Here is a 19,629-nt window from a genome sequence, read left to right as displayed (position 1 = left end):
GTTCAGCGATGATCGTGAAGCACTTTTTCACATCTTTTTCATTCGCTGAATGGCCGCTGCCGAACTTCCAGTTAAAGAATCCTCGCAGATTGCCCTCCCCGGGCTCGCGCGCGCCCTGGTGTCGGCCGGCAAGCTTCCTGCCAGGGCCGCCGAAGACATCTACCAGAAGTCCCTGAGTGGTCGCACCAGCTTCATCGCGGAGCTGACCGGCTCCGGCGCCGTCTCGGCCGCCGATCTCGCCCACACCCTTTCCACCGCCTTCGGCGCGCCGCTGCTCGATCTCGACGCCATCGATCCCCAGCGCCTGCCGAAGGATCTGCTCGACGCAAAGCTGTGTCACGCGTACCGCATCGTTGTCCTCAGCAAACGCAACAACCGTCTGATTGTTGCAACAGCCGACCCCTCGGACCAGCAGGCGGCGGAGAAGATCAAGTTCGCCTCCCAGATGGGTGTCGACTGGGTCATCGCGGAATACGACAAGCTGTCCCGAATGATCGAAGCCGCCGCAGTGACGGCAGCGGAGAGCATCAACAACATCGTCGGCAGCGAGTTCGAGTTCGACGATGTCTCAGCCGACACCTCAGGCGACAGCAACGAGCAGGCGATCGCCGAAGTCGAGGACGCACCGGTCGTGCGCTTCCTTCACAAGATGCTGCTCGACGCCGTCGGCATGCGGGCCTCGGACATTCACTTCGAGCCCTACGAGCACCACTACCGCGTGCGCTTTCGGGTCGACGGCGAACTGCGCGAGATCGCCAGCCCGCCCACAGTCATCAAGGACAAGCTGGCATCGCGCATCAAGGTCATTTCCCGGCTCGACATCTCCGAGAAGCGCGTGCCGCAGGACGGCCGCATGAAGCTCAAGATCGGGCCCGACCGCGTGATCGACTTTCGCGTGAGCACGCTGCCCACGCTGTTCGGCGAGAAGATCGTCGTTCGTATTCTCGACCCGAGCAGCGCGCGTCTGGGCATCGATGCCCTGGGCTACGACGCGGATGAAAAGGCGCGGCTCCTGCATGCCATCGGCCGCCCGTACGGGATGGTGCTCGTCACCGGCCCCACGGGCTCGGGCAAGACGGTGTCGCTCTACACCTGCCTGAACCTGCTGAACCAGCCGGGCGTCAATATCGCGACGGCAGAAGACCCGTCGGAAATCAACCTGCCCGGCGTCAACCAGGTCAACGTCAACGAACGGGCCGGCCTGACCTTCGCGACCGCGTTGCGCGCCTTCCTGCGCCAGGATCCCGACATCATCATGGTCGGCGAAATCCGCGACCTCGAAACCGCCGACATCTCGATCAAGGCCGCGCAAACGGGCCACCTGGTGCTCTCCACGCTGCACACCAACGACGCGCCGACCACGCTCACGCGGATGCGCAACATGGGCATCGCGCCGTTCAACATCGCGTCCAGCGTGATCCTGATCACGGCGCAGCGCCTTGCACGGCGGCTGTGCACCGTCTGCCGCGTGCCGGCCGACGTCCCGCGCGAAGCGCTGCTCGACGCGGGGTTCAGGGAAGAAGACCTGGACGGCACATGGAAGCCCTACCGCCCCGTCGGGTGCTCCGCCTGCAGCGGCGGCTACAAGGGCCGCGTGGGCATCTACCAGGTGATGCCGATCACCGAGGCCATCCAGGAAATCATCCTGCGGGACGGCAGCGCGCTCGACATCGCACAGCAGTCCGAGGCAGAGGGCGTACGCTCGCTGCGCCAGTCGGGTCTGCGCAAAGTGATGCAAGGTCTCACTTCTCTGGAAGAAGTCGTGGCCTGCACCAACGAATAACGAACACACTGAAAACCGGAGATCGAATGGCAACAGTGGCATCCACCCGCTCACGTGATGGGCTCAAGGAGTTTGTCTTCGAATGGGAAGGCAAAGATCGCAACGGCAAGATGGTGCGCGGCGAACTTCGTGCCGCCGGCGAAAACCAGGTGCAGGCTGCCCTGCGTCGCCAGGGCGTGCTCGCGTCCAAGATCAAGAAGCGCCGCATGCGCTCCGGCAAGGCGATCAAGCCCAAGGACATCGCCATCTTCACGCGCCAGCTGGCGACCATGATGAAGGCCGGCGTGCCCTTGATGCAGTCCTTCGACATCGTCGGGCGCGGCAATGCGAACGCGAGCGTGGCCAAGCTGCTCAACGACATCCGCAGCGATGTGGAAACCGGTACCTCGCTGTCGGCCGCCTTCCGCAAGTTCCCGAAGTACTTCGACAACCTCTACTGCAACCTGGTGGAGGCCGGCGAAGCAGCCGGTATTCTCGAAGAACTGCTGGACCGGCTGGCCACCTACATGGAAAAGACCGAGGCGATCAAGTCCAAGATCAAGTCGGCCCTGATGTACCCCACTTCCGTGGTCGTTGTGGCGTTCGTGGTGGTGGCCATCATCATGATCTTCGTGATTCCGGCATTCAAGCAGGTGTTTACTTCGTTCGGGGCCGATCTGCCTGCACCAACGCTGTTCGTGATGGCGATGAGCGAGTTCTTCGTCTCGTACTGGTGGCTGATCTTCGGCGGCATTGGCGGCGGGCTCTACTTCTTCATGCAGGCCTGGAAGCGCAACGAGCGCTTTCAAAGAGTCATGGACCGGGCACTGCTGAAGGTGCCGATTTTCGGCACGCTGATCGAAAAATCCTGCGTGGCTCGCTGGACCCGTACGCTGGCAACCATGTTCGCCGCCGGCGTGCCGCTGGTCGAAGCCCTCGACTCGGTGGGCGGTGCCTCGGGCAATACCGTCTATGGCGACGCCACGGCGAAGATCCAGCAGGAGGTCTCCACAGGCACCAGCCTCACCACGGCCATGACCAACGCCAACCTGTTCCCGTCCATGGTGATCCAGATGACCGCCATCGGCGAGGAATCCGGCTCCATCGACCACATGCTGGGCAAGGCCGCCGACTTCTACGAATCCGAAGTGGACGACATGGTCGCGGGCCTCTCCAGCCTGATGGAACCCATCATCATCGTGTTTCTGGGCACCATCATCGGCGGCATCGTGGTGTCGATGTACCTGCCTATCTTCAAGCTCGGCCAGGTCGTTTGATGCTCGTTTCGCGGGAGTTCGACACCGTTTTCGCCGGTGTGCTGGGGCTATTGATCGGCAGCTTCATGAATGTCGTCATCTACCGCACGCCGGTGATGATGTACCGCGACTGGCTCGCCGACGCGGTCGCCAATCTCATGCCGTCGAAGGACGCGTCCTCGCTGTGGTCGCTGGCCTTCGGTCCGAAGGTCGCGCCCCCTGCGGAGCTGGAAGCGGCAGCCGACAAGGCCGCCGCCGTCATCGAGGCACAGCCTCCTTTCGACCTGACCCGTCCAGCGTCGCGCTGCGGAACGTGCGGGCACAAGATCCGCTGGTACGAGAACATCCCCGTGCTGAGCTACGCCGTGCTGCGCGGGCGCTGCTCGTCGTGCAAGACCTCGATCAGCCCGCGCTACCCGATGGTCGAACTGGTCACGGGCGCCTTGTTCGCCCTCTGTGCCTGGCGCTTCGGCATCACGCCGGCCGGGGCGCTGTGGGCTGCGTTCGGCGCCCTGCTGATCTGCCAGTTCCTGATCGATTTCGACACCCAGTTCCTGCCTGACTCGCTCAACTACCCCCTGCTCTGGCTCGGCCTGATCGGCGCGGCCATGGGCTGGACCGGCGTGCCGCTGAGCTCGGCGGTCTGGGGCGCGGTGTTCGGCTACCTGAGCCTCTGGCTTGTGTACCATGGCTTTCGCCTGGTCACGGGCAAGGAAGGCATGGGCTATGGAGACTTCAAACTGCTCGCTGCGCTGGGCGCCTGGCTCGGCGCCGACTACCTCATCGCGATCATCCTCGTCTCTTCGCTGGTGGGCGCGGTGATTGGCGTGACGCTGCGCATCGCCGGCAAGCTGGCGCACAAGGACATTCCCATCGCCTTCGGCCCCTTCCTGGCCGGAGCGGGCCTCGTCTGCCTGGTGGCGGGCCCGGAAGTCGTGAGGCAATGGATTCCGTTCGCCTTCCCCCTTGGCGCACTGATCCATTGACACACCGCATGGTGCGGCGCATCGGTCTGACGGGCGGCATCGGCAGCGGCAAGAGCACCGTCGCCGGGCTGCTGGTGGCCCAGGGAGCTGTGCTGGTGGACACCGACGCCATCGCGCGCGCCATCGCACTCCCAGGCGGCATCGCCATGCCGGCCCTCGAGGCAGCCTTCGGCCCCAGGGTCATCGCCCCGGACGGCGGCCTGGACAGGGCCGCCATGCGACAGATCGTGTTCGCGGATGCGGGAGCCAAGGTGCGCCTCGAATCCATCCTCCACCCCTTGATCGGCGCCGAAACCCAGCGCCAGGCCGCAGCAGCGGGCGAGGATGCGGTCGTCGTGTTCGATGTTCCCCTGCTCGTCGAATCCGGCCGCTGGCGCGCCATCGTCGACCGGGTGCTGGTGGTCGACGCCACCGAGGAAACGCAGCTCAAGCGCGTCGTCGCACGCTCTGGTTGGGCGCCGGAAGCGGTCAAGGCGGTGATCGCCCAGCAGGCCACGCGCCGGGCGCGCCGGGCAGCCGCCGACGCGGTCGTTTTCAACGAGTCTTTGACGCTGGAGGAACTCGCTCAGCAGGTACGGGGTCTCTGGGAACGGTGGGTTCGGCCGGGCACGCGATAATTTGGGGTTGACGCCGCGACGGCTACACGACGATCACGTCAAACGGCGCACGCCTCAGCGCCCCTCACGATGCTTTTCAATTCGTACCCTTTCATCTTTGTTTTCTTCCCGCTGGTCCTGATCGGCTTCTTCCTGATCGGTGCGCGCAGCCCCCGGTCGGCGGCGGGTTTCCTGGCACTGGCTTCGCTGTTCTTCTACGGGTGGTGGAGCGTCAAGGCACTGCCCTTGCTGCTGGGGTCGATCTGCATCAACTACTGGTTCGGATTGCGGCTCACGCCCTCGCCCGGCCGGGAAGACAAGCACCGCAAGGCCCTGCTGATCATCGCACTGGTGGTCAACCTCGGGGTGCTGGCCGTCTTCAAGTACGCCAACTTCTTCCTGGAAAACATCGATGCAGGCCTGGCCGCCGCGGGCTTCGCGCAGATCGACCTGGTGCACATCGTGCTGCCGATCGGCATCTCGTTCTACACCTTCACGCAGATCGCCTTCCTGGTCGACTGCTGGCAGGGCAAGGTGCGGGAGCGCAGCTTCGTGCACTACGCGCTGTTCGTCACCTACTTCCCGCACCTGATCGCGGGTCCGGTGCTGCATCACGCGCAGATGATGCCGCAGTTCAACAACCCGGCCACCTACCGGTTCAACGCCAACAACATGGCGCTCGGACTGGGCATCTTCGTCTTCGGCCTGGCCAAGAAGATGCTGATCGCCGACCCGCTGGGGCAGTACGCCGACATGATGTTCAAGGGCGTGCACGAAGGCGTGCTGCCCTCGCTGTACACGGCCTGGTTCGGGGTGCTGGCCTACACGCTGCAGATCTACTTCGACTTCTCCGGCTACTCGGACATGGCGGTCGGCCTGTCTCTGTGCGTGGGCGTGCAGCTGCCGCTCAATTTCAGGTCGCCTTACAAGTCGACCAACATGATCGAGTTCTGGCGCCGCTGGCACATTTCGCTGTCGACTTTCCTGCGCGACTACCTCTACGTGCCGCTCGGAGGCAACCGCAAGGGGCCGGCCCGGCGCTACATCAACCTTTTCCTGACAATGCTGCTGGGCGGCCTGTGGCACGGCGCCGCCTGGACCTTCGTCATCTGGGGCGCACTGCACGGCGCCTACCTGATGGTCAACCACTTCTGGAACGCCAAGGTGCGCCGCGGCAACACCAGGACCACGTGGTACGGCCGCGCGGTCGGCTGGTTCATCACCTTCCTGTGCGTGATGATCGCCTGGGTGGTGTTCCGGGCCGACAGCATGACGGCCGCCGTCGAGATCTACAAGGGGATGCTGGGCATGCACGGCGCTCCCGTGTCGGCCTTCAGCGAGTTCCGCGTGCCGTTCCGCAAGCCCGAGTTCTTCCAGACCATCCTCGTCGGCCTGGTGATCTGCCTGGCGCTGCCGCCCACCATCACGCTCGACCGCTGGATCCCGAACGTCGCGGGGCTGGCCGGCCGCCCCCGCCTCCAGCGCCTGGCCACCTGGGTCACGGGCCTGGGCTGCATCTATCTTTTTGGCCTGTGCGTGTCGAAGTTCGGCAACTACAGCCCGTTCCTCTATTTCCAGTTCTGACATGGAAGACACGAAATCGGCCAGGACCTGGCTACGCATCTTTGTAGCGGGCTATCTGGTGTGCTGCGCGCTGCTGGTCGCCAGCCTCTTCACCCCCATTCCCTACGGCGACCTGACCCGCATCGGACGCATCTCGGAACGCGAGTTCGGCTGGCACGTGCCGCCACCACCTATCCCCGATGCGGACATCAAGACGTGGCCGATCCAGGAGTCCGACATCCTGGTGATCGGCGACAGCTTCTCCGTGCGCTACGCGTGGCAATCGGCGCTCGTGGGCGCCGGCTACAAGGTCACCACGACGCACTGGGACAACCTCGGCGGCACCCTGTGCGACGACTTCTCTGGTTGGCTCGATAAATCCGGCTTCAAGGGCAAAGTGGTCATCGTCGAGAGCATCGAGCGCCTGCTGCAGGACCGCATCGAGAAGTCCGAGAGCTGCAAGACGATGAAGCATGCCTTCAAGCCGACGCCGCCGCCCTTTGAGAACCCGGCCAAGCCCGCCCCCGGCTTCCAGCTCAACTGGGATGCCCAGTTGCTCAGCGGCTGGTTCACATACCAAAACACGAAGGCCATCATGGCCTCCGACAGCTGGACCAACACGCCCGATCGCTGGGGCCCGCTGATCGACGCTCGCGCGGTGCCCGACGGCTGCAAGCAGTTCAGCCACCGCGCCTGCGACAAGCTGCTCATGACCGCCGAAGACCGCGTCAACGCGGCGTTGACGGCCGAGTCCGCGCAGTTCATGAAGCGCTTCGAAAGCACCGCTGCGCCTTACAAGGTGGTGTGGATGGTGGTCCCCAACAAGAGCACCGTGTATTTGCAACAAAACCATGCCGATGCGTTCCGGGCCGAATTCAACCCGCAAAATATCGGACCGGACCTGTTCGCGCTGGCAGAAGAGAACCGCTTCAAGATGATGGATCTTTTCCCCGCCAACGAGACCCACGTCTCGACCCGGGGTTACATTCTTTTCGGGCAGCGTATGCTGGAGGCTGTGCGCCAGGTGATGCCCACCCCGGTTGCCAAATCACAATGAGCTCGAACCCGACGTGAAAAAACGATACGCGTGATCCTCTACGAGTACCCCTTCAACGAGCGCATCCGCACGTACCTGCGGCTGGAGCACCTGTTTCGCCGCCTCGGTGAGTTGGTGCCCGCCGAATCGCCTCTGTCCCACCACTACGCCCTGGTCACGATCTTCGAGATCATGGACGTCGCCGCGCGCGCCGACCTCAAGGCCGACGTGCTGCGCGACCTGGACAAGCACAAGAACGTCTTCAACAGCTACCGGGGCAATCCGGCCATTGCCGAGGCCGTGCTCGACCAGGTCGTCGGCCAGCTCGAAGGCAACTTCGCCACCCTCAACAGCGTGGCCGGCAAGGCCGGGCAGGCGCTGACTGAGAACGAGTGGCTCATGAGCATCCGCAGCCGCGCCGGCATTCCGGGCGGCACCTGCGAGTTCGACCTGCCCGCCTACTACGCCTGGCAGCACCGCCCCGCCGCCAGCCGCCGCGCTGACCTCGAACGCTGGTCGAACACCCTCTCGCCGCTGGCCTCGTCGATCTACCTGCTGCTCAAGCTGCTGCGCGATGCCGACGTGCCCTACAAGGTGATCGCCACCAACGGCCAGTTCCAGCAGAACCTGCCGCAGGGCCGCAGCTTCCAGCTGCTGCGCCTGCGCATCGACCCCAAGCTTGGCTTGATTCCTGAAATCAGCGGCAACCGCCTCATGGTCTCGGTGCGCCTGATGCGCCATGACGCGGACGACCGCCTCCACCAAAGCTCGGACGACGCGCCTTTCGAGCTGACCCTCTGCGCATGACGACACGGTTGAACAGCAAGGGCGAACGGATCGTCCGCTGCCCCACGTGCGGCGGCGACAGCATCTACGCACCGAGCAACGCCTACAGGCCCTTCTGCAGCGCGCGCTGCAAGGGTGTCGACCTGGGTGCCTGGGCCAGCGAAGAATTCCGCATGCCGGCCGAAGCGCCGCCTGACGACGAGCCTTTCGGCGACCCCAAGATCCAGTAGGCAGCCGGGCAGCCGCGGGGCTGGCTACTTGCCGCCCGCGTCTTCGTCGAGCAAGGCAGGGTCGATGTAGGTCGCGAAGCTGCGCGCGTACCGGGGCCGCAAGTGCCCGATATCCTTGTAGGCCGGCGAACCGTCGTCCGGCATGCTGCGAATGCACTGGCCATCGGCACACAGGCTGGCAAACGGCTCGATGACCTTCGCGCCATTGGCCTCGGCCACCTGCTTCAGCCGCGCATTGAACTGCGCCTGGTCTTGCGGCATCGGCGCCTTGAGCTGCCCGGCGGCCGCCGTCATGCCGCCCAGCCGGCTACCCTGGATCTGCTTGAGCGGATCGAAATCCATGCCGACCGGATTGCCGAGTACCAGGTAGACCGTCTTGTGCGCCGACAGGCGCTTCAGCGTCTCGCCCAGCGACTTCAGCGACAGGTCGACACCGTCCCCGCCGAGGAACGGGTGCACGGCCTTCTTGTCGTCGACGAAGTAGTTCACCGTGGGTCCGGCCCCCGTGAAGTAGCAGCTCCAGCATGCCCCGAGCACCACCGAATCGATCTCCGGCTTCAGCGCCAGGTCGAGCACCGCTGCGCGCCGCTCTTCGCACGCCGTATCGGCGCCGCTGAACAGGCCCGGCACAGGCGGGCACGAGCCCTTGGTCGCGAAGTACACCGTGCGGGCCTTGCCGGGCTGCGTGCGCACCATTTCGAGCGCGCGCGGCGCGTATTGCTCGACGTGGCTGTCGCCGATCAGCAGCACGTTGTGCTTGCCGCTGCCGGTGCGGTAGACGAACTGCCCGCCCAGCGCAGCCTCTTCGAAGCCGTTGTAGTAGTTGTCTTCGCGCGTTGCATCCGCCACCGCCTGCAGGGCCTGGCTGTCGTTGCGCGGCGGCGGCGTGCCCAGGAAAACCAGCACCCCGGCCAGCGCCAGCGCAGCGCCGCTGCCCGCCAACCCGCGCAGCATCGTCTGCGAGAGATGAAGCTTGACGAAGCGCTCGAGGAAGCGATACGTGGCCCACGCCAGCACGACCGATGCCACCACCAGCGCGATGCGCACCTGCAGCGAAGGCTCTCCGCCCACCACGATGCGCGCATACGAAAGCAGCGGCCAGTGCCAGAGGTACAGCGGGTAACTGATCAAGCCGATCCACACCATGACGCGGTTCGACAGCAGATACCGGTTGAGCACGCCGTTCGGCCCGGCCGCGATGCAGCTCACCGCCCCCAGCACCGGCAGCAGCGCCCACCAGCCCGGAAACGCCTTCGTGCTGCGCGTCATGAAGAGGCCGAGCACGATAAGGCCCACGCCGACGACGGACTGCACATGCTTCGTCCACGCACGCGGCTGGGCCGAACCGCTGGCAGCCTGCAGCCGCATCGCCGCCAGCAACCCGCCGGCCATCAGTTCCCAGGCGCGTGACAGCGGCGAATAGAACGCCGCCGCGCGATGCGGCTGCACCGTCAGCACATTGACCAGGAACGAGATCGCGGCCACCGCCAACGTCACGCGCAAGATGGGCCAGCGCTTGCGCCAGGCCAGCCCGAGCATCAGCGGCCAGAAGATGTAGAACTGCTCCTCGATCCCCAGCGACCACAGGTGCAGCAGCGGCTTGGTCTCGGCCGTGGCGTCGAAGTACCCGGCCTCGCCCAGGAAGACGAGGTTGGCAAAGAAGGCGGCCCCGCCCGTGGTCTGCTTGCCGAGCTGCGAGAACTCGCCCGGCAGCAGCACGTACCAGCCGAAGGCCAGCGTCGCGAGCAGCACGAGCACCAGCGCCGGAAAGATGCGCCGGATGCGCCGCGCATAGAAGTCGCGATAGCTGAAATCGCCCGCCGTCAGGCTCTGCAGAAGAATGGTCGTGATCAGGAAGCCCGAGATCACGAAGAAGATGTCGACCCCGATGAAGCCGCCCGGCAGCAGGCTCGGAAAGGCGTGGTACGCCAGCACCGAGCCCACCGCGATGGCGCGCAGGCCGTCGATGTCCGGGCGGTACTTGGGATGCATCGTTCGCTCAGCCTCGCTCAGCGCGACGGCTGTTGCACGGCGCGCACCGTGCGGTCGAAGTAGCTCGCCTCTTCCCGGGTGTAGCGCGGGCGCAGGTGGTCGGCGTCCTTGTAGGCGGGCGAACCGTCGGGCATCGTGCGGATGCACTGGTCGTCCTTGCACAGCACCGCCATCGCATCGATGGCCTCGGCTCCGCTTGCCTGCGCGATCGCGCGCAACCGGTCATTGAGCTGCTTCTGGTCGGCCGGCAGCGGCGTCGTCGGCGTCGAGACCGAAGCCTCCATGTGCGTCAGGCGGCTGCCCTCGATCAGGCGCTTCGGCGTGAACTCGGGACCACCGGGGTTGTCGAGCAGCAAGTAGACCTTCTTGTGGCGTGCCAGCTCGCGCAGCGTGACCTCCAGCGAAGCCAGCGAGCGTTCGATGCCGTCGCCGCCCTGGAACGGATGGACCACGTTGTCCGCGCCGCGGTAGTAGTACTCCAGGGCGCCGTGGCCGACGAAGTAGCAGTTCCAGCAGCCGCCGATGACGACTGAATCGACCTCGGGGCTCAGCGCATAGGCCAGCAACGCAGTGCGCCGCTCGGCGCATCCGATGTTCTTGTCCGCAAAGACCCCCGGCACCGCCGGACACGCGCCCTGGGTCACGAACCAGGCCGACTTGTCTTCCATCGACAGCGTGCGGGCCAGTTCCATCACGCGCGGCGCGTACTGCTGCACGTGGCTGTCGCCCAGGAACAGCACCCGCTTGGGCCCACCGCCAACCTTGTAGACCAGCTGGTCGCCGATCATGTCGAGCTTGAAGCCCTGGTAGTAGTCGGCATCCAGTCCGGCGTTGGCGACGATCTGCAGTTGGGCGCTGTTGTTGCGCGGCTCGGGCACGCCGAAGAAGATCGCCGTGCCTGCGGCGGCCAGCAGCACCATCCCCGCGCCCAGTGCCTTGAGCGTGCCCGCGCCGGGGCGGTTTCTCGCATAGCGCTCGACAAAGCGGTACGTGGCCCACGCGAGCAGCACGCTGGCCACCATCGCGCCGGCGCGGTAGACCGGCGACGGATGCAGCGGGTCGGCCTCCACGATGCGCACGAACGCAAGCAGCGGCCAGTGCCACAGGTACAGCGGATAGCTGATGAGCCCGAGCCACACCATCACCCGGTTCGACAGCAGGTACTTGTTCAGCACGCCGTTCGGCCCCGCGGCGATGCAGCTCACCGCGCCCAGCGTGGGCAGCAGCGCCCACCAGCCCGGGAACGCCTTGTTGCTGCGGATCATCACCAGCCCGAGCACGATCAACCCGACGCCCAGCACCGACTGCAAGTGGCTGCGCCACGCGCTCGGCGCCGGTGGCTTCAGCCGCATGCAGGCCAGGATGCCGCCCACCATCAGCTCCCAGAAACGGGAGGCCGGCGAGTAGAACGACGCCGCCGGCAACGGATGCACCGTCGTCACGTTCACCAGGAACGAGACCACCGCGACCACCAGCACCACGCGCACGATCGGCCAGCGCTTGCGCCATGCGAGCCCCAGCAGCAGCGGCCAGAAAATGTAGAACTGCTCCTCGATGCCCAGCGACCACAAGTGCAGCAGTGGCTTGGTTTCGGCTGCGGTGTCGAAGTACCCCGACTCGCCCCAGAACACCAGGTTGGCGACGAACGCCGCGCCGCCCACGGTCTGCTTGCCGAGCTCGGCGAACTCGTCGGACAGCAACAGATACCAGCCGGCGCACAGCGTCGCCAGCAGCACCACGATCAGCGCCGGAAAGATCCGCCGGATGCGCCGCGCATAGAAGTCGCGGTAGCTGAAGTCACCCGCCGCGAGGCTCTGGAGAATGATGGTCGTGATCAGGAAGCCCGAGATCACGAAGAAGATGTCGACCCCGACGAAGCCGCCCATCAGCGCCGTCGGGAAGGCGTGATACACCAGCACGGACCCGACCGCGATCGCGCGCAGCCCATCGATGTCCGGACGGTACTTGGGATGCATCAATCAGTCAGTTGGCCGGCGCAACAGGCGCGACGACCGGCGGCGGCACGAACGGCAGGCCGCGCTCTTCCGACAGCCATTGCAGCACCGGAAACGCGCCCGGGAGCACCGGCGTCACGTCCAGCGGCAGCTGTTGCCAGGCCATCTGCTGGCCTTCGCGCATCTCGAACTCGCCGCTCCAGGCCGTCACCTTGCACCAGTGCAGGCGCACCAGCGCATGCGGGTAGTCATGCTCCGTGATCTTCCAGACCTCGGCGCCGTCGATGGTGATGCCGAGTTCTTCCTGCAGCTCGCGCCGCAGTGCCTCTTCAACCGTCTCGCCCGCCTCGATCTTGCCGCCGGGAAACTCCCAGAAGCCCGCATAGGCCTTGCCTTCGGGCCGGCTCGAGAGCAGCAGCGCGTCGTCGGACAGGCGAATCAGCACGCCGACCGCGACTTCCGTGTGCTTGCGAGGCTCGCTCACGCGGCGCTCCGGCCCGCGTAGTCGCGCGCGAACTGGTAGGCCACGCGGCCGCTGCGCGAACCGCGCTCCAGCGCCCACACGAGCGCCTCGGGCCGCGCCGCCGCGATGGCTGCGTCGTCCACGCCGAACGACGAGAGCCACTGCCCCACGATCGTCAGGTACTCGTTCTGGCTGAAGGGATAGAAGCTCACCCAGAGGCCGAAGCGCTCCGACAGCGAGATCTTTTCCTCGATCACCTCGCCGGGATGGACTTCGCCATCGTCGGTGTGGGTGTACGTGAGGTTTTCCTTCATGTACTCGGGCAGCAGGTGGCGCCGGTTGCTGGTCGCGTAGATCAGCACGTTGGGCGTCGAGGCCGCAATCGACCCGTCGAGGATCGACTTCAGCGCCTTGTAGCCCGGCTCGCCTTCGTCGAAGCTCAGGTCGTCGCTGAACACGATGAATTTCTCGGGGCGCTGCGACACAACTTCGACGATGTCGGGCAGGTCGACGAGTTCGGCCTTGTCCACTTCGATCAGGCGCAGGCCCTGCGGCGCATAGGCCTGCAGGCAAGCGCGAATGAGCGACGACTTGCCCGTGCCACGCGCGCCCGTCAGCAGCACGTTGTTGGCCGGCTTGCCTTCGACGAACTGCTGCGTGTTGCGCGCGATCTTTTCCTTCTGGACGTCGATTTCCTTCAGCGAATCGAGCGCCATCGCAGCCACGTGCTTCACTGGCTCGAGCACGCCATGGCCCGAATTGCGGCGGCGGTAGCGCCAGGCGATGGATGCGTTCCAGTCGGCGGGCGCGGCCAGCGGCTGCGGAAGAATCGATTCGATGCGGGAAATGAGCTGCTCGGCGCGCTCGATCAGCTTCTGGAACTGCTCGTTCATCGACGCCCGCCCGGCCGCCCGAAGGGCGTTGAGCTCCCCCTCGGGGGGCAGCGACGACACGAAGTGCGGAGCGTGGGGGTCATCACGATCTGTAGTCGGCGTTGATCGTCACGTATTCGTGGCTGAAGTCGCAGGTCCACACCGTCTCGCTGGCCGTGCCGCGGCCGAGGCCAATGCGCACCGTGATCTCGCTCTGCTTCATCACGCGCTGGCCGTCTTCCTCGCGGTACGACGGGTTGCGCCCGCCCTTGACGGCGACGTGCACGTCGTCGAGGAACAGGTCGATGCCGGTCTGGTCGAGGTCAGCGATGCCCGCATAGCCGACGGCCGCCAGGATGCGGCCCAGATTCGGGTCGCTGGCGTAGAAAGCCGTCTTGACCAGCGGCGAATGCGCCACGGCATACGCCACCTGCTTGCACTCGGCGGCATCGCGGCCGCCTTCGACCTGGATGGTGATGAACTTGGTTGCGCCTTCGCCGTCGCGCACGATGGCCTGCGCCAGTTGGCGGGCCACGTTCTGCATCGCGGCCACAAGCGCCTTGCCGTCGGCCGAATCGAGCGACGTGATGGTCGCGTGCGACGCCTTCTGCGTGGCGATAACCACGAACGAGTCGTTGGTCGAGGTGTCGCCGTCGATGGTCACGCGGTTGAACGAGGCGTCGGCCAGCAGCTTGGCCAGCGGCTGGATCAGCGACGGATCGATCTGCGCGTCGGTGGCCATGAAGCCCAGCATGGTCGCCATGTTCGGGCGGATCATGCCGGCGCCCTTGCTGATGCCGGTGATGGTGACGGTGACGCCGCCGATCTGAACCTGCTGGCTGAAGGCCTTGGGAATCGTGTCGGTGGTCATGATGCCTTCGGCCGCACGCGCCCAGTGGTTCGCGTCGGCATCGGCCAGCGCGGCCGGCAGGCCCGCTTCGATGCGGTCCACGGGCAGCGGCTCCATGATCACGCCGGTCGAGAACGGCAGGATCTGCTCAGGCGCGATCTCCAGCTTGCGCGCGAGCGCGATGCAGGTGGAGCGCGTGCGCATCAGCCCGTCTTCGCCCGTGCCGGCATTGGCGTTGCCGGTGTTGATGACCATCGCCCGGATGCCGTAGTTCGCGGCCAGGTGGTCGCGGCAGACCTGCACCGGCGCGGCGCAGAAACGGTTCTGGGTGAACACCCCGCCTACCGCCGAGCCTTCGTCGATCAGCACGACGGTCAGGTCCTTGCGATTGGCCTTGCGCACGCCCGCTTCGGCTACGCCGATGCGAACGCCGGGCACCGCGAACAAGGCGGCGGGATCAGGGGCAGACAGGTTCACGGGCATGGGGTTTCTCTCGGTGAATGTGTTGCGGACTTCAGCTGAGCTTGCCGTGGCACTGCTTGTACTTCTTGCCACTGCCGCAAGGGCACGGATCGTTGCGGCCGACGCGGGCGAAGGCCAGGGCTTCGGCGCTCAGCGTGCCCAGACCGGCGGCCGCCAAGCGGCGCTGGCTTTCCTCGTCGACACGCACCTCGACTTCACCGGTTTCGGTCGGCGCGCTGTAGGTGATGTTGGCGACGTTCTCGCCACGGCTTTCGAGCGCTTCGGCGGCCTCTTCGAGCTGCTCGCCCGACTGCACGCGCACCGTCATCAGCTGGCGCGTGACTTCGTTCTTGACCGAGTCGAGCAACTGGCCGAAGAGTTCGAAGGCTTCGCGCTTGTATTCCTGCTTGGGCTGCTTCTGCGCATAGCCGCGCAGGTGGATGCCCTGGCGCAGGTAGTCGAGCGAGGCCAGGTGTTCGCGCCAGTGGGTGTCGATGCTCTGCAGCAGCACCATGCGCTCGAACTGGGTGAAGTTTTCCTGGCCGATCAGCGCGACCTTGGCGTCAAAGGTCTCGTTGGCGTTCTTCAGCACCTTTTCGACGATGTCTTCGTCGGCGATGGCGTCCGAGGCCTCGACTTCCTTCTTGAGCGGCATGTCGATGCCCCACTCGTTGAAGAGGCTCTTCTCGAGGCCGTCGAGGTCCCATTGCTCTTCGACCGATTCGCTCGGAATGTACTGGCGCACGAGGTCGGTGAAGCAGCCTTCGCGCAGCGCCGCGATCTGCGCCGTGAGGTCGCCCGCATCGAGGATGTCATTGCGCTGCTGATAAATCACCTTGCGCTGGTCGTTCGACACGTCGTCGTATTCGAGCAGCTGCTTGCGGATGTCGAAGTTGCGCGCCTCGACCTTGCGCTGCGCGCTCTCGATGCTGCGCGTGACGATGCCGGCTTCGATGGCTTCGCCGTCGGGCATCTTCAGGCGGTCCATGATCGCCTTCACGCGGTCACCCGCGAAGATGCGCATCAGCGGATCGTCCAGGCTCAGGTAAAAGCGCGACGAACCCGGGTCGCCCTGGCGGCCCGAACGGCCGCGCAGCTGGTTGTCGATGCGGCGCGACTCATGGCGTTCGGTCGCGATGATGCGCAGGCCGCCGAGCGACTTCACGAACTCGTGGTCCTTGGCCCATTCGGCGCGCACGTGCTCGATGTCGGCCTTCTTGGTGGCTTCGTCACGACCTTCGTCGTTCTCGATGGCCTCGATCATCTTCTCGATGTTGCCGCCCAGCACGATGTCGGTACCGCGGCCGGCCATGTTGGTCGCAATGGTGATCATCTTCGTGCGGCCGGCCTGCGCCACGATGTCGGCTTCGCGTGCGTGCTGCTTGGCATTCAGCACCTGGTGCGGCAGGCCCGCCTGCGTCAGCAGGCCGTCGATGATTTCGGAGTTCTCGATGGACGAGGTGCCCACCAGCACCGGCTGGCCGCGCTCGTAGCACTCGCGGATGTCCTGGATGGCCGCCTCGTACTTCTCGCGCGTCGTCTTGTAGACGCGGTCGAGCTGGTCTTCGCGCTTGCTGATGCGGTTGGGCGGAATGATCGTGGTCTCGAGACCGTAGATTTCCTGGAACTCGTAGGCCTCGGTGTCGGCCGTGCCGGTCATGCCGGCCAGCTTGCCGTACAGGCGGAAGTAGTTCTGGAAGGTGATGGACGCCAGCGTCTGGTTCTCGGCCTGGATCTCCACGCCTTCCTTGGCCTCCACGGCCTGGTGCAGGCCGTCGCTCCAGCGGCGGCCCGTCATCAGGCGGCCGGTGAATTCGTCGACGATCACCACTTCGCCCTGCTGCACCACGTAGTGCTGGTCGCGGTGGTACAGGTGGCGGGCACGCAGCGCTGCATTCAGGTGATGCATCAGCGTGATGTTGGCCGGGTCGTAGAGCGAGGCGCCCTCGGGCAGCAGCTTGAACTCGCCCAGGATGCGCTCGGCGTTCTCGTGGCCGTCTTCTGTCAGGAACACCTGGTGCGTCTTCTCGTCGACCGTGAAGTCGCCGGGCACCGTGACGCCCTCGCCCGTGCGCGGGTCGGCTTCGCCTTCCTGCTTCTTGAGCAGCGGCACCACCTTGTTGATGGCAAGGTAGAGGTCGGTGTGGTCTTCGGCCTGGCCGCTGATGATCAGCGGGGTGCGGGCCTCGTCGATCAGGATCGAGTCCACTTCGTCGACGATGGCGTAGTTCAGGCCGCGCTGCACCCGGTCGCCGGGCTCGTAGACCATGTTGTCGCGCAGGTAGTCGAAGCCGTACTCGTTGTTCGTGCCGTACGTGATGTCGCTGCGGTAGGCGGCCTGCTTTTCCTCGCGCGGCATCTGCGGCAGGTTGATACCCACCGAGAGACCGAGGAAGTTGTAGAGGCGGCCCATCCAGGTCGCGTCGCGATTGGCCAGGTAGTCGTTCACCGTGACCACGTGCACGCCCTGGCCGGACAGCGCATTCAGGTACACCGGCAGCGTGGCGGTCAGCGTCTTGCCTTCGCCGGTGCGCATTTCGGAGATCTTGCCGTTGTGCAGCGCCATGCCGCCGAGCAACTGGACGTCGAAGTGGCGCATCTTCATGACGCGCTTGGAGCCTTCGCGCACCGTGGCGAAGGCTTCCGGCAGCAGGTCGTCGAGCGATTCTCCCTTGGTGACGCGTTCTTTGAATTCCTGCGTCTTGGCACGCAGCGCATCGTCGCTGAGCTTCTCGAACTCGGGTTCGAGCGCATTGATGCGTTCCACCGTCTTGCGATACTGCTTGAGGAGCCGGTCGTTGCGACTGCCGAAAATCTGGGTCAGGAAGTTGGTTGCCATGGGTGGAGATGGGCGGGCACCTGATACGGCAGGCACTTCGACCGGATTCCCTAAGATATGGTGAAAGCAGTTGGGCGCGCTTTCAATGAAAGCAAGCAGCCTTTTTCCGGCGCGAACGCCGGCAAACCGGGCATTTTAGCTGTCTTGTTTCTAACCCCTGGATTACGCATGTATCGCCGACTTCCCCCCGCCATTTCACTGCAGCAAGCTGCAGAAGGCGCGCCCACCCTGGGCAGCCTGATGGCGCGCGCGCGCGACACCGCGGAGCGGCTCAAGGCCGTGGAAGGGCTGATTCCGCCGGCCATGCGCGGTGCCGTGCAGGCCGGGCCGGCCGAAGGCGACGTGTGGTGCCTGCTGGTCAAGGGCAGCGCCGCGGCCGCCAAGCTGCGCCAGCTGTCGCCGATGCTGGTGACGCGGCTCAAGAACCGGGGATGGGACGTGGCGACGATCCGGATCAAGGTGCATACCGGCCGCTGAGCAGCCAGCCTGCATTGCCTTTGATCTTTCGTCTGGAAGTAGATAATATTTCCAGATGACAACATCCCCCGCGCCTTCGGACGCCCAACTTCTGCTGCTCGACAAGCACCAGGTCGACACCCTCCTCTCCCCCGACGACGTTCTTCAGGCCGTGCGAGAAGCCTTCGTGCTGCACAGCGAACGCGAGGGCCGCGTCTTCCCGGTCGTGCGAGAGCCGCTGCGCACGGGCGGGGTGTTCGGCATCAAGTCTGGTGACGTGCAGGCCCAGGGCCTGCTTGGCTTCAAGGCCGCGGGCTTCTGGCCGGCCAACCGGCAACGCGGCGGCGAGCCCCATCAAGCGACGATCCTGCTGATCGACCCAGCGACCGGCCGGCCGCTGTGCGTCATCGACGGCAACACGGTGACGACAGTGCGCACGGGCGCGGCAGGCGGGCTCGGCCTCCAGCAGCTTGCACGGCCCGACAGCACGCGGCTGTGCGTCTTCGGCACCGGCGTGCAGGCGCGCATCCAGCTCGACTTCGCGCTGCGCCTGGTGCCATCGCTGCGCGAAGTTCTTTATATAAGTACGAGCGGCCAGCGCAATGCGGCGTTCGAGGCCCACTTCACCGGCCGCTGCGACATCGCGCCGGCCAGCGACAGCAACGCCGCTGTTGCCCAAAGCGACATCGTGATCACCGCCACGCCGGGCGGCGGCGCCCTCTTCGACCTCGAAGCAGTGCGGCCCGGCACGCACCTGAACTGCGTAGGCGCCGACACCCGCGGCAAGCGCGAACTTCCCGAAGGCCTGTTGCCACGCGTGCGGCTGTTCGTCGACGATCGCACGCAGGCGCAGCAGATCGGCGAAACGCAGTGGTCGCCCGACACGCCATGCGTCGAACTCGGCGACCTGCTGAGCGGCAAGACGGCTGTCGAACGAGCCGCCGACGACATCACCGTCTTCGACATGACAGGCCTCGCGCTTCAGGACCTGACTGTCGCGCGCCTGCTGCATGCGCGTGCGGCTGAAGCGGGCATGGGCACACGCATCGCCTGGCCCTGGTAGCGAGAAACCGGCACGAATTCCTTGAACGTGCCGAGGTGGCTTGTGCGAAGCCACCGCAGTTCCCGAAGCACCACAACATCGGGGCTCCTGCGCTGAAAGCGTGAACTTTTTGCTTCAAAGAAGAAAACATTTTCAGCGCCGCCGAATGACATTTTTTGCTAATTCTTGTCATTAATCGGCAACGAACAAGAGCGCGCACAACGGCCTTACGCGAATGCCGTTTGGAAAGCGCGAAATTCTTCCCAGTCCGAGATAAAAGCTCGCCCCTCAGCGGGCCGTTGAATCCATTGACGGCGGTCATTAATTGACAGCAAACGTCATTGTCCAACTCGAGCGTCAGTCGATACATTCCGCGGCCCGAGAGGTCCTGGCGGAGTACGGCAACACGCCTTGCGCCTGGAAGCACGAGGCGCGGGCTCTCCGGAATTCATGCCGCAAATCGCATCGCAATTTCGCGCGCAC

The 19,629-nt window shown here is 65.3% G+C and carries 16 protein-coding genes; 10 read left to right on the top strand and 6 right to left on the bottom strand.

Translation table 11 applies throughout. The annotated features are described in order from the left end of the window. The first annotated feature begins 49 nt into the window (after positions 1-49). The 8 genes from pilB to AC07O3_RS14865 all read left to right on the top strand — a co-directional run bounded on the left by pilB (position 50) and on the right by AC07O3_RS14865 (position 8,215). Complete coding sequence (gene pilB / locus AC07O3_RS14900; RefSeq protein WP_495339702.1) at positions 50-1,783, top strand: type IV-A pilus assembly ATPase PilB; 1,734 nt, start codon at positions 50-52, stop codon at positions 1,781-1,783. Positions 1,784-1,809: 26 nt separating this feature from the next. Beyond that, positions 1,810-3,039, top strand: coding sequence for a type II secretion system F family protein (locus AC07O3_RS14895; protein WP_093057445.1), 1,230 nt, complete (start codon positions 1,810-1,812; stop codon positions 3,037-3,039). Then, a complete protein-coding gene (locus tag AC07O3_RS14890) occupies positions 3,039-4,004 on the top strand; it encodes a prepilin peptidase (RefSeq protein ID WP_495339701.1) in 966 nt (321 codons plus the stop codon). The genes AC07O3_RS14895 and AC07O3_RS14890 overlap by 1 nt, the downstream gene beginning before the upstream one ends. An 8-nt stretch (positions 4,005-4,012) precedes the next feature. After that, a complete protein-coding gene (coaE, locus tag AC07O3_RS14885; protein ID WP_489016556.1) occupies positions 4,013-4,621 on the top strand; it encodes a dephospho-CoA kinase in 609 nt (202 codons plus the stop codon). A gap of 69 nt (positions 4,622-4,690) precedes the next feature. Further along, the gene (locus tag AC07O3_RS14880; protein WP_093077480.1) at positions 4,691-6,184 is read left to right on the top strand and encodes an MBOAT family O-acyltransferase; all 1,494 of its coding nucleotides are present in this window, start codon (positions 4,691-4,693) and stop codon (positions 6,182-6,184) included. A 1-nt stretch (position 6,185) separates the two neighbouring features. Continuing rightward, the gene (locus tag AC07O3_RS14875; RefSeq protein ID WP_093077481.1) at positions 6,186-7,220 is read left to right on the top strand and encodes an alginate O-acetyltransferase AlgX-related protein; all 1,035 of its coding nucleotides are present in this window, start codon (positions 6,186-6,188) and stop codon (positions 7,218-7,220) included. 30 nt (positions 7,221-7,250) lie between these two features. Further along, positions 7,251-8,006, top strand: a complete 756-nt coding sequence (gene zapD / locus AC07O3_RS14870; protein ID WP_093057441.1) for a cell division protein ZapD — start codon at positions 7,251-7,253, stop codon at positions 8,004-8,006. After that, positions 8,003-8,215: a DNA gyrase inhibitor YacG gene (locus AC07O3_RS14865; RefSeq protein ID WP_007833230.1), complete on the top strand. Its 213-nt coding sequence runs from the start codon at positions 8,003-8,005 to the stop codon at positions 8,213-8,215. Before zapD ends, AC07O3_RS14865 begins: the two co-directional genes overlap by 4 nt. Positions 8,216-8,239: 24 nt before the next feature. Here the strand turns inward: AC07O3_RS14865 and AC07O3_RS14860 are convergent, their stop codons facing one another. The 6 genes from AC07O3_RS14860 to secA form a co-directional block, all read right to left on the bottom strand. Beyond that, a complete protein-coding gene (locus AC07O3_RS14860) occupies positions 8,240-10,207 on the bottom strand; it encodes an acyltransferase family protein (RefSeq protein WP_495339700.1) in 1,968 nt (655 codons plus the stop codon). Positions 10,208-10,224: 17 nt separating this feature from the next. Then, entirely contained in the window at positions 10,225-12,183 is a 1,959-nt protein-coding gene (locus AC07O3_RS14855; RefSeq protein ID WP_093057439.1) for an acyltransferase family protein, read from the bottom strand. Positions 12,184-12,190: 7 nt separating this feature from the next. Beyond that, on the bottom strand, positions 12,191-12,646 hold the full coding sequence (locus tag AC07O3_RS14850; RefSeq protein WP_093179193.1) for an NUDIX domain-containing protein: 456 nt from the start codon (positions 12,644-12,646) through the stop codon (positions 12,191-12,193). After that, a complete protein-coding gene (locus AC07O3_RS14845; RefSeq protein ID WP_093057437.1) occupies positions 12,643-13,518 on the bottom strand; it encodes an ATP-binding protein in 876 nt (291 codons plus the stop codon). The genes AC07O3_RS14850 and AC07O3_RS14845 overlap by 4 nt, the downstream gene beginning before the upstream one ends. An 82-nt stretch (positions 13,519-13,600) precedes the next feature. Continuing rightward, on the bottom strand, positions 13,601-14,830 hold the full coding sequence (argJ, locus tag AC07O3_RS14840; RefSeq protein WP_495339699.1) for a bifunctional glutamate N-acetyltransferase/amino-acid acetyltransferase ArgJ: 1,230 nt from the start codon (positions 14,828-14,830) through the stop codon (positions 13,601-13,603). A 31-nt stretch (positions 14,831-14,861) separates the two neighbouring features. Further along, on the bottom strand, positions 14,862-17,648 hold the full coding sequence (gene secA / locus AC07O3_RS14835; protein WP_093077491.1) for a preprotein translocase subunit SecA: 2,787 nt from the start codon (positions 17,646-17,648) through the stop codon (positions 14,862-14,864). A gap of 168 nt (positions 17,649-17,816) precedes the next feature. Between secA and AC07O3_RS14830 the strand changes: the two genes are divergently transcribed. After that, complete coding sequence (locus tag AC07O3_RS14830) at positions 17,817-18,125, top strand: hypothetical protein (protein ID WP_093077492.1); 309 nt, start codon at positions 17,817-17,819, stop codon at positions 18,123-18,125. Positions 18,126-18,180: 55 nt separating this feature from the next. Then, entirely contained in the window at positions 18,181-19,167 is a 987-nt protein-coding gene (locus AC07O3_RS14825) for an ornithine cyclodeaminase family protein (protein ID WP_495339698.1), read from the top strand. Positions 19,168-19,629 lie beyond the last annotated feature (462 nt).

This window comes from Variovorax sp. GW821-FHT09D05 (assembly GCF_059416325.1).
Note: the sequence above shows the minus strand (reverse complement) of the source record. Positions and strands in the feature narration are given on the sequence as shown.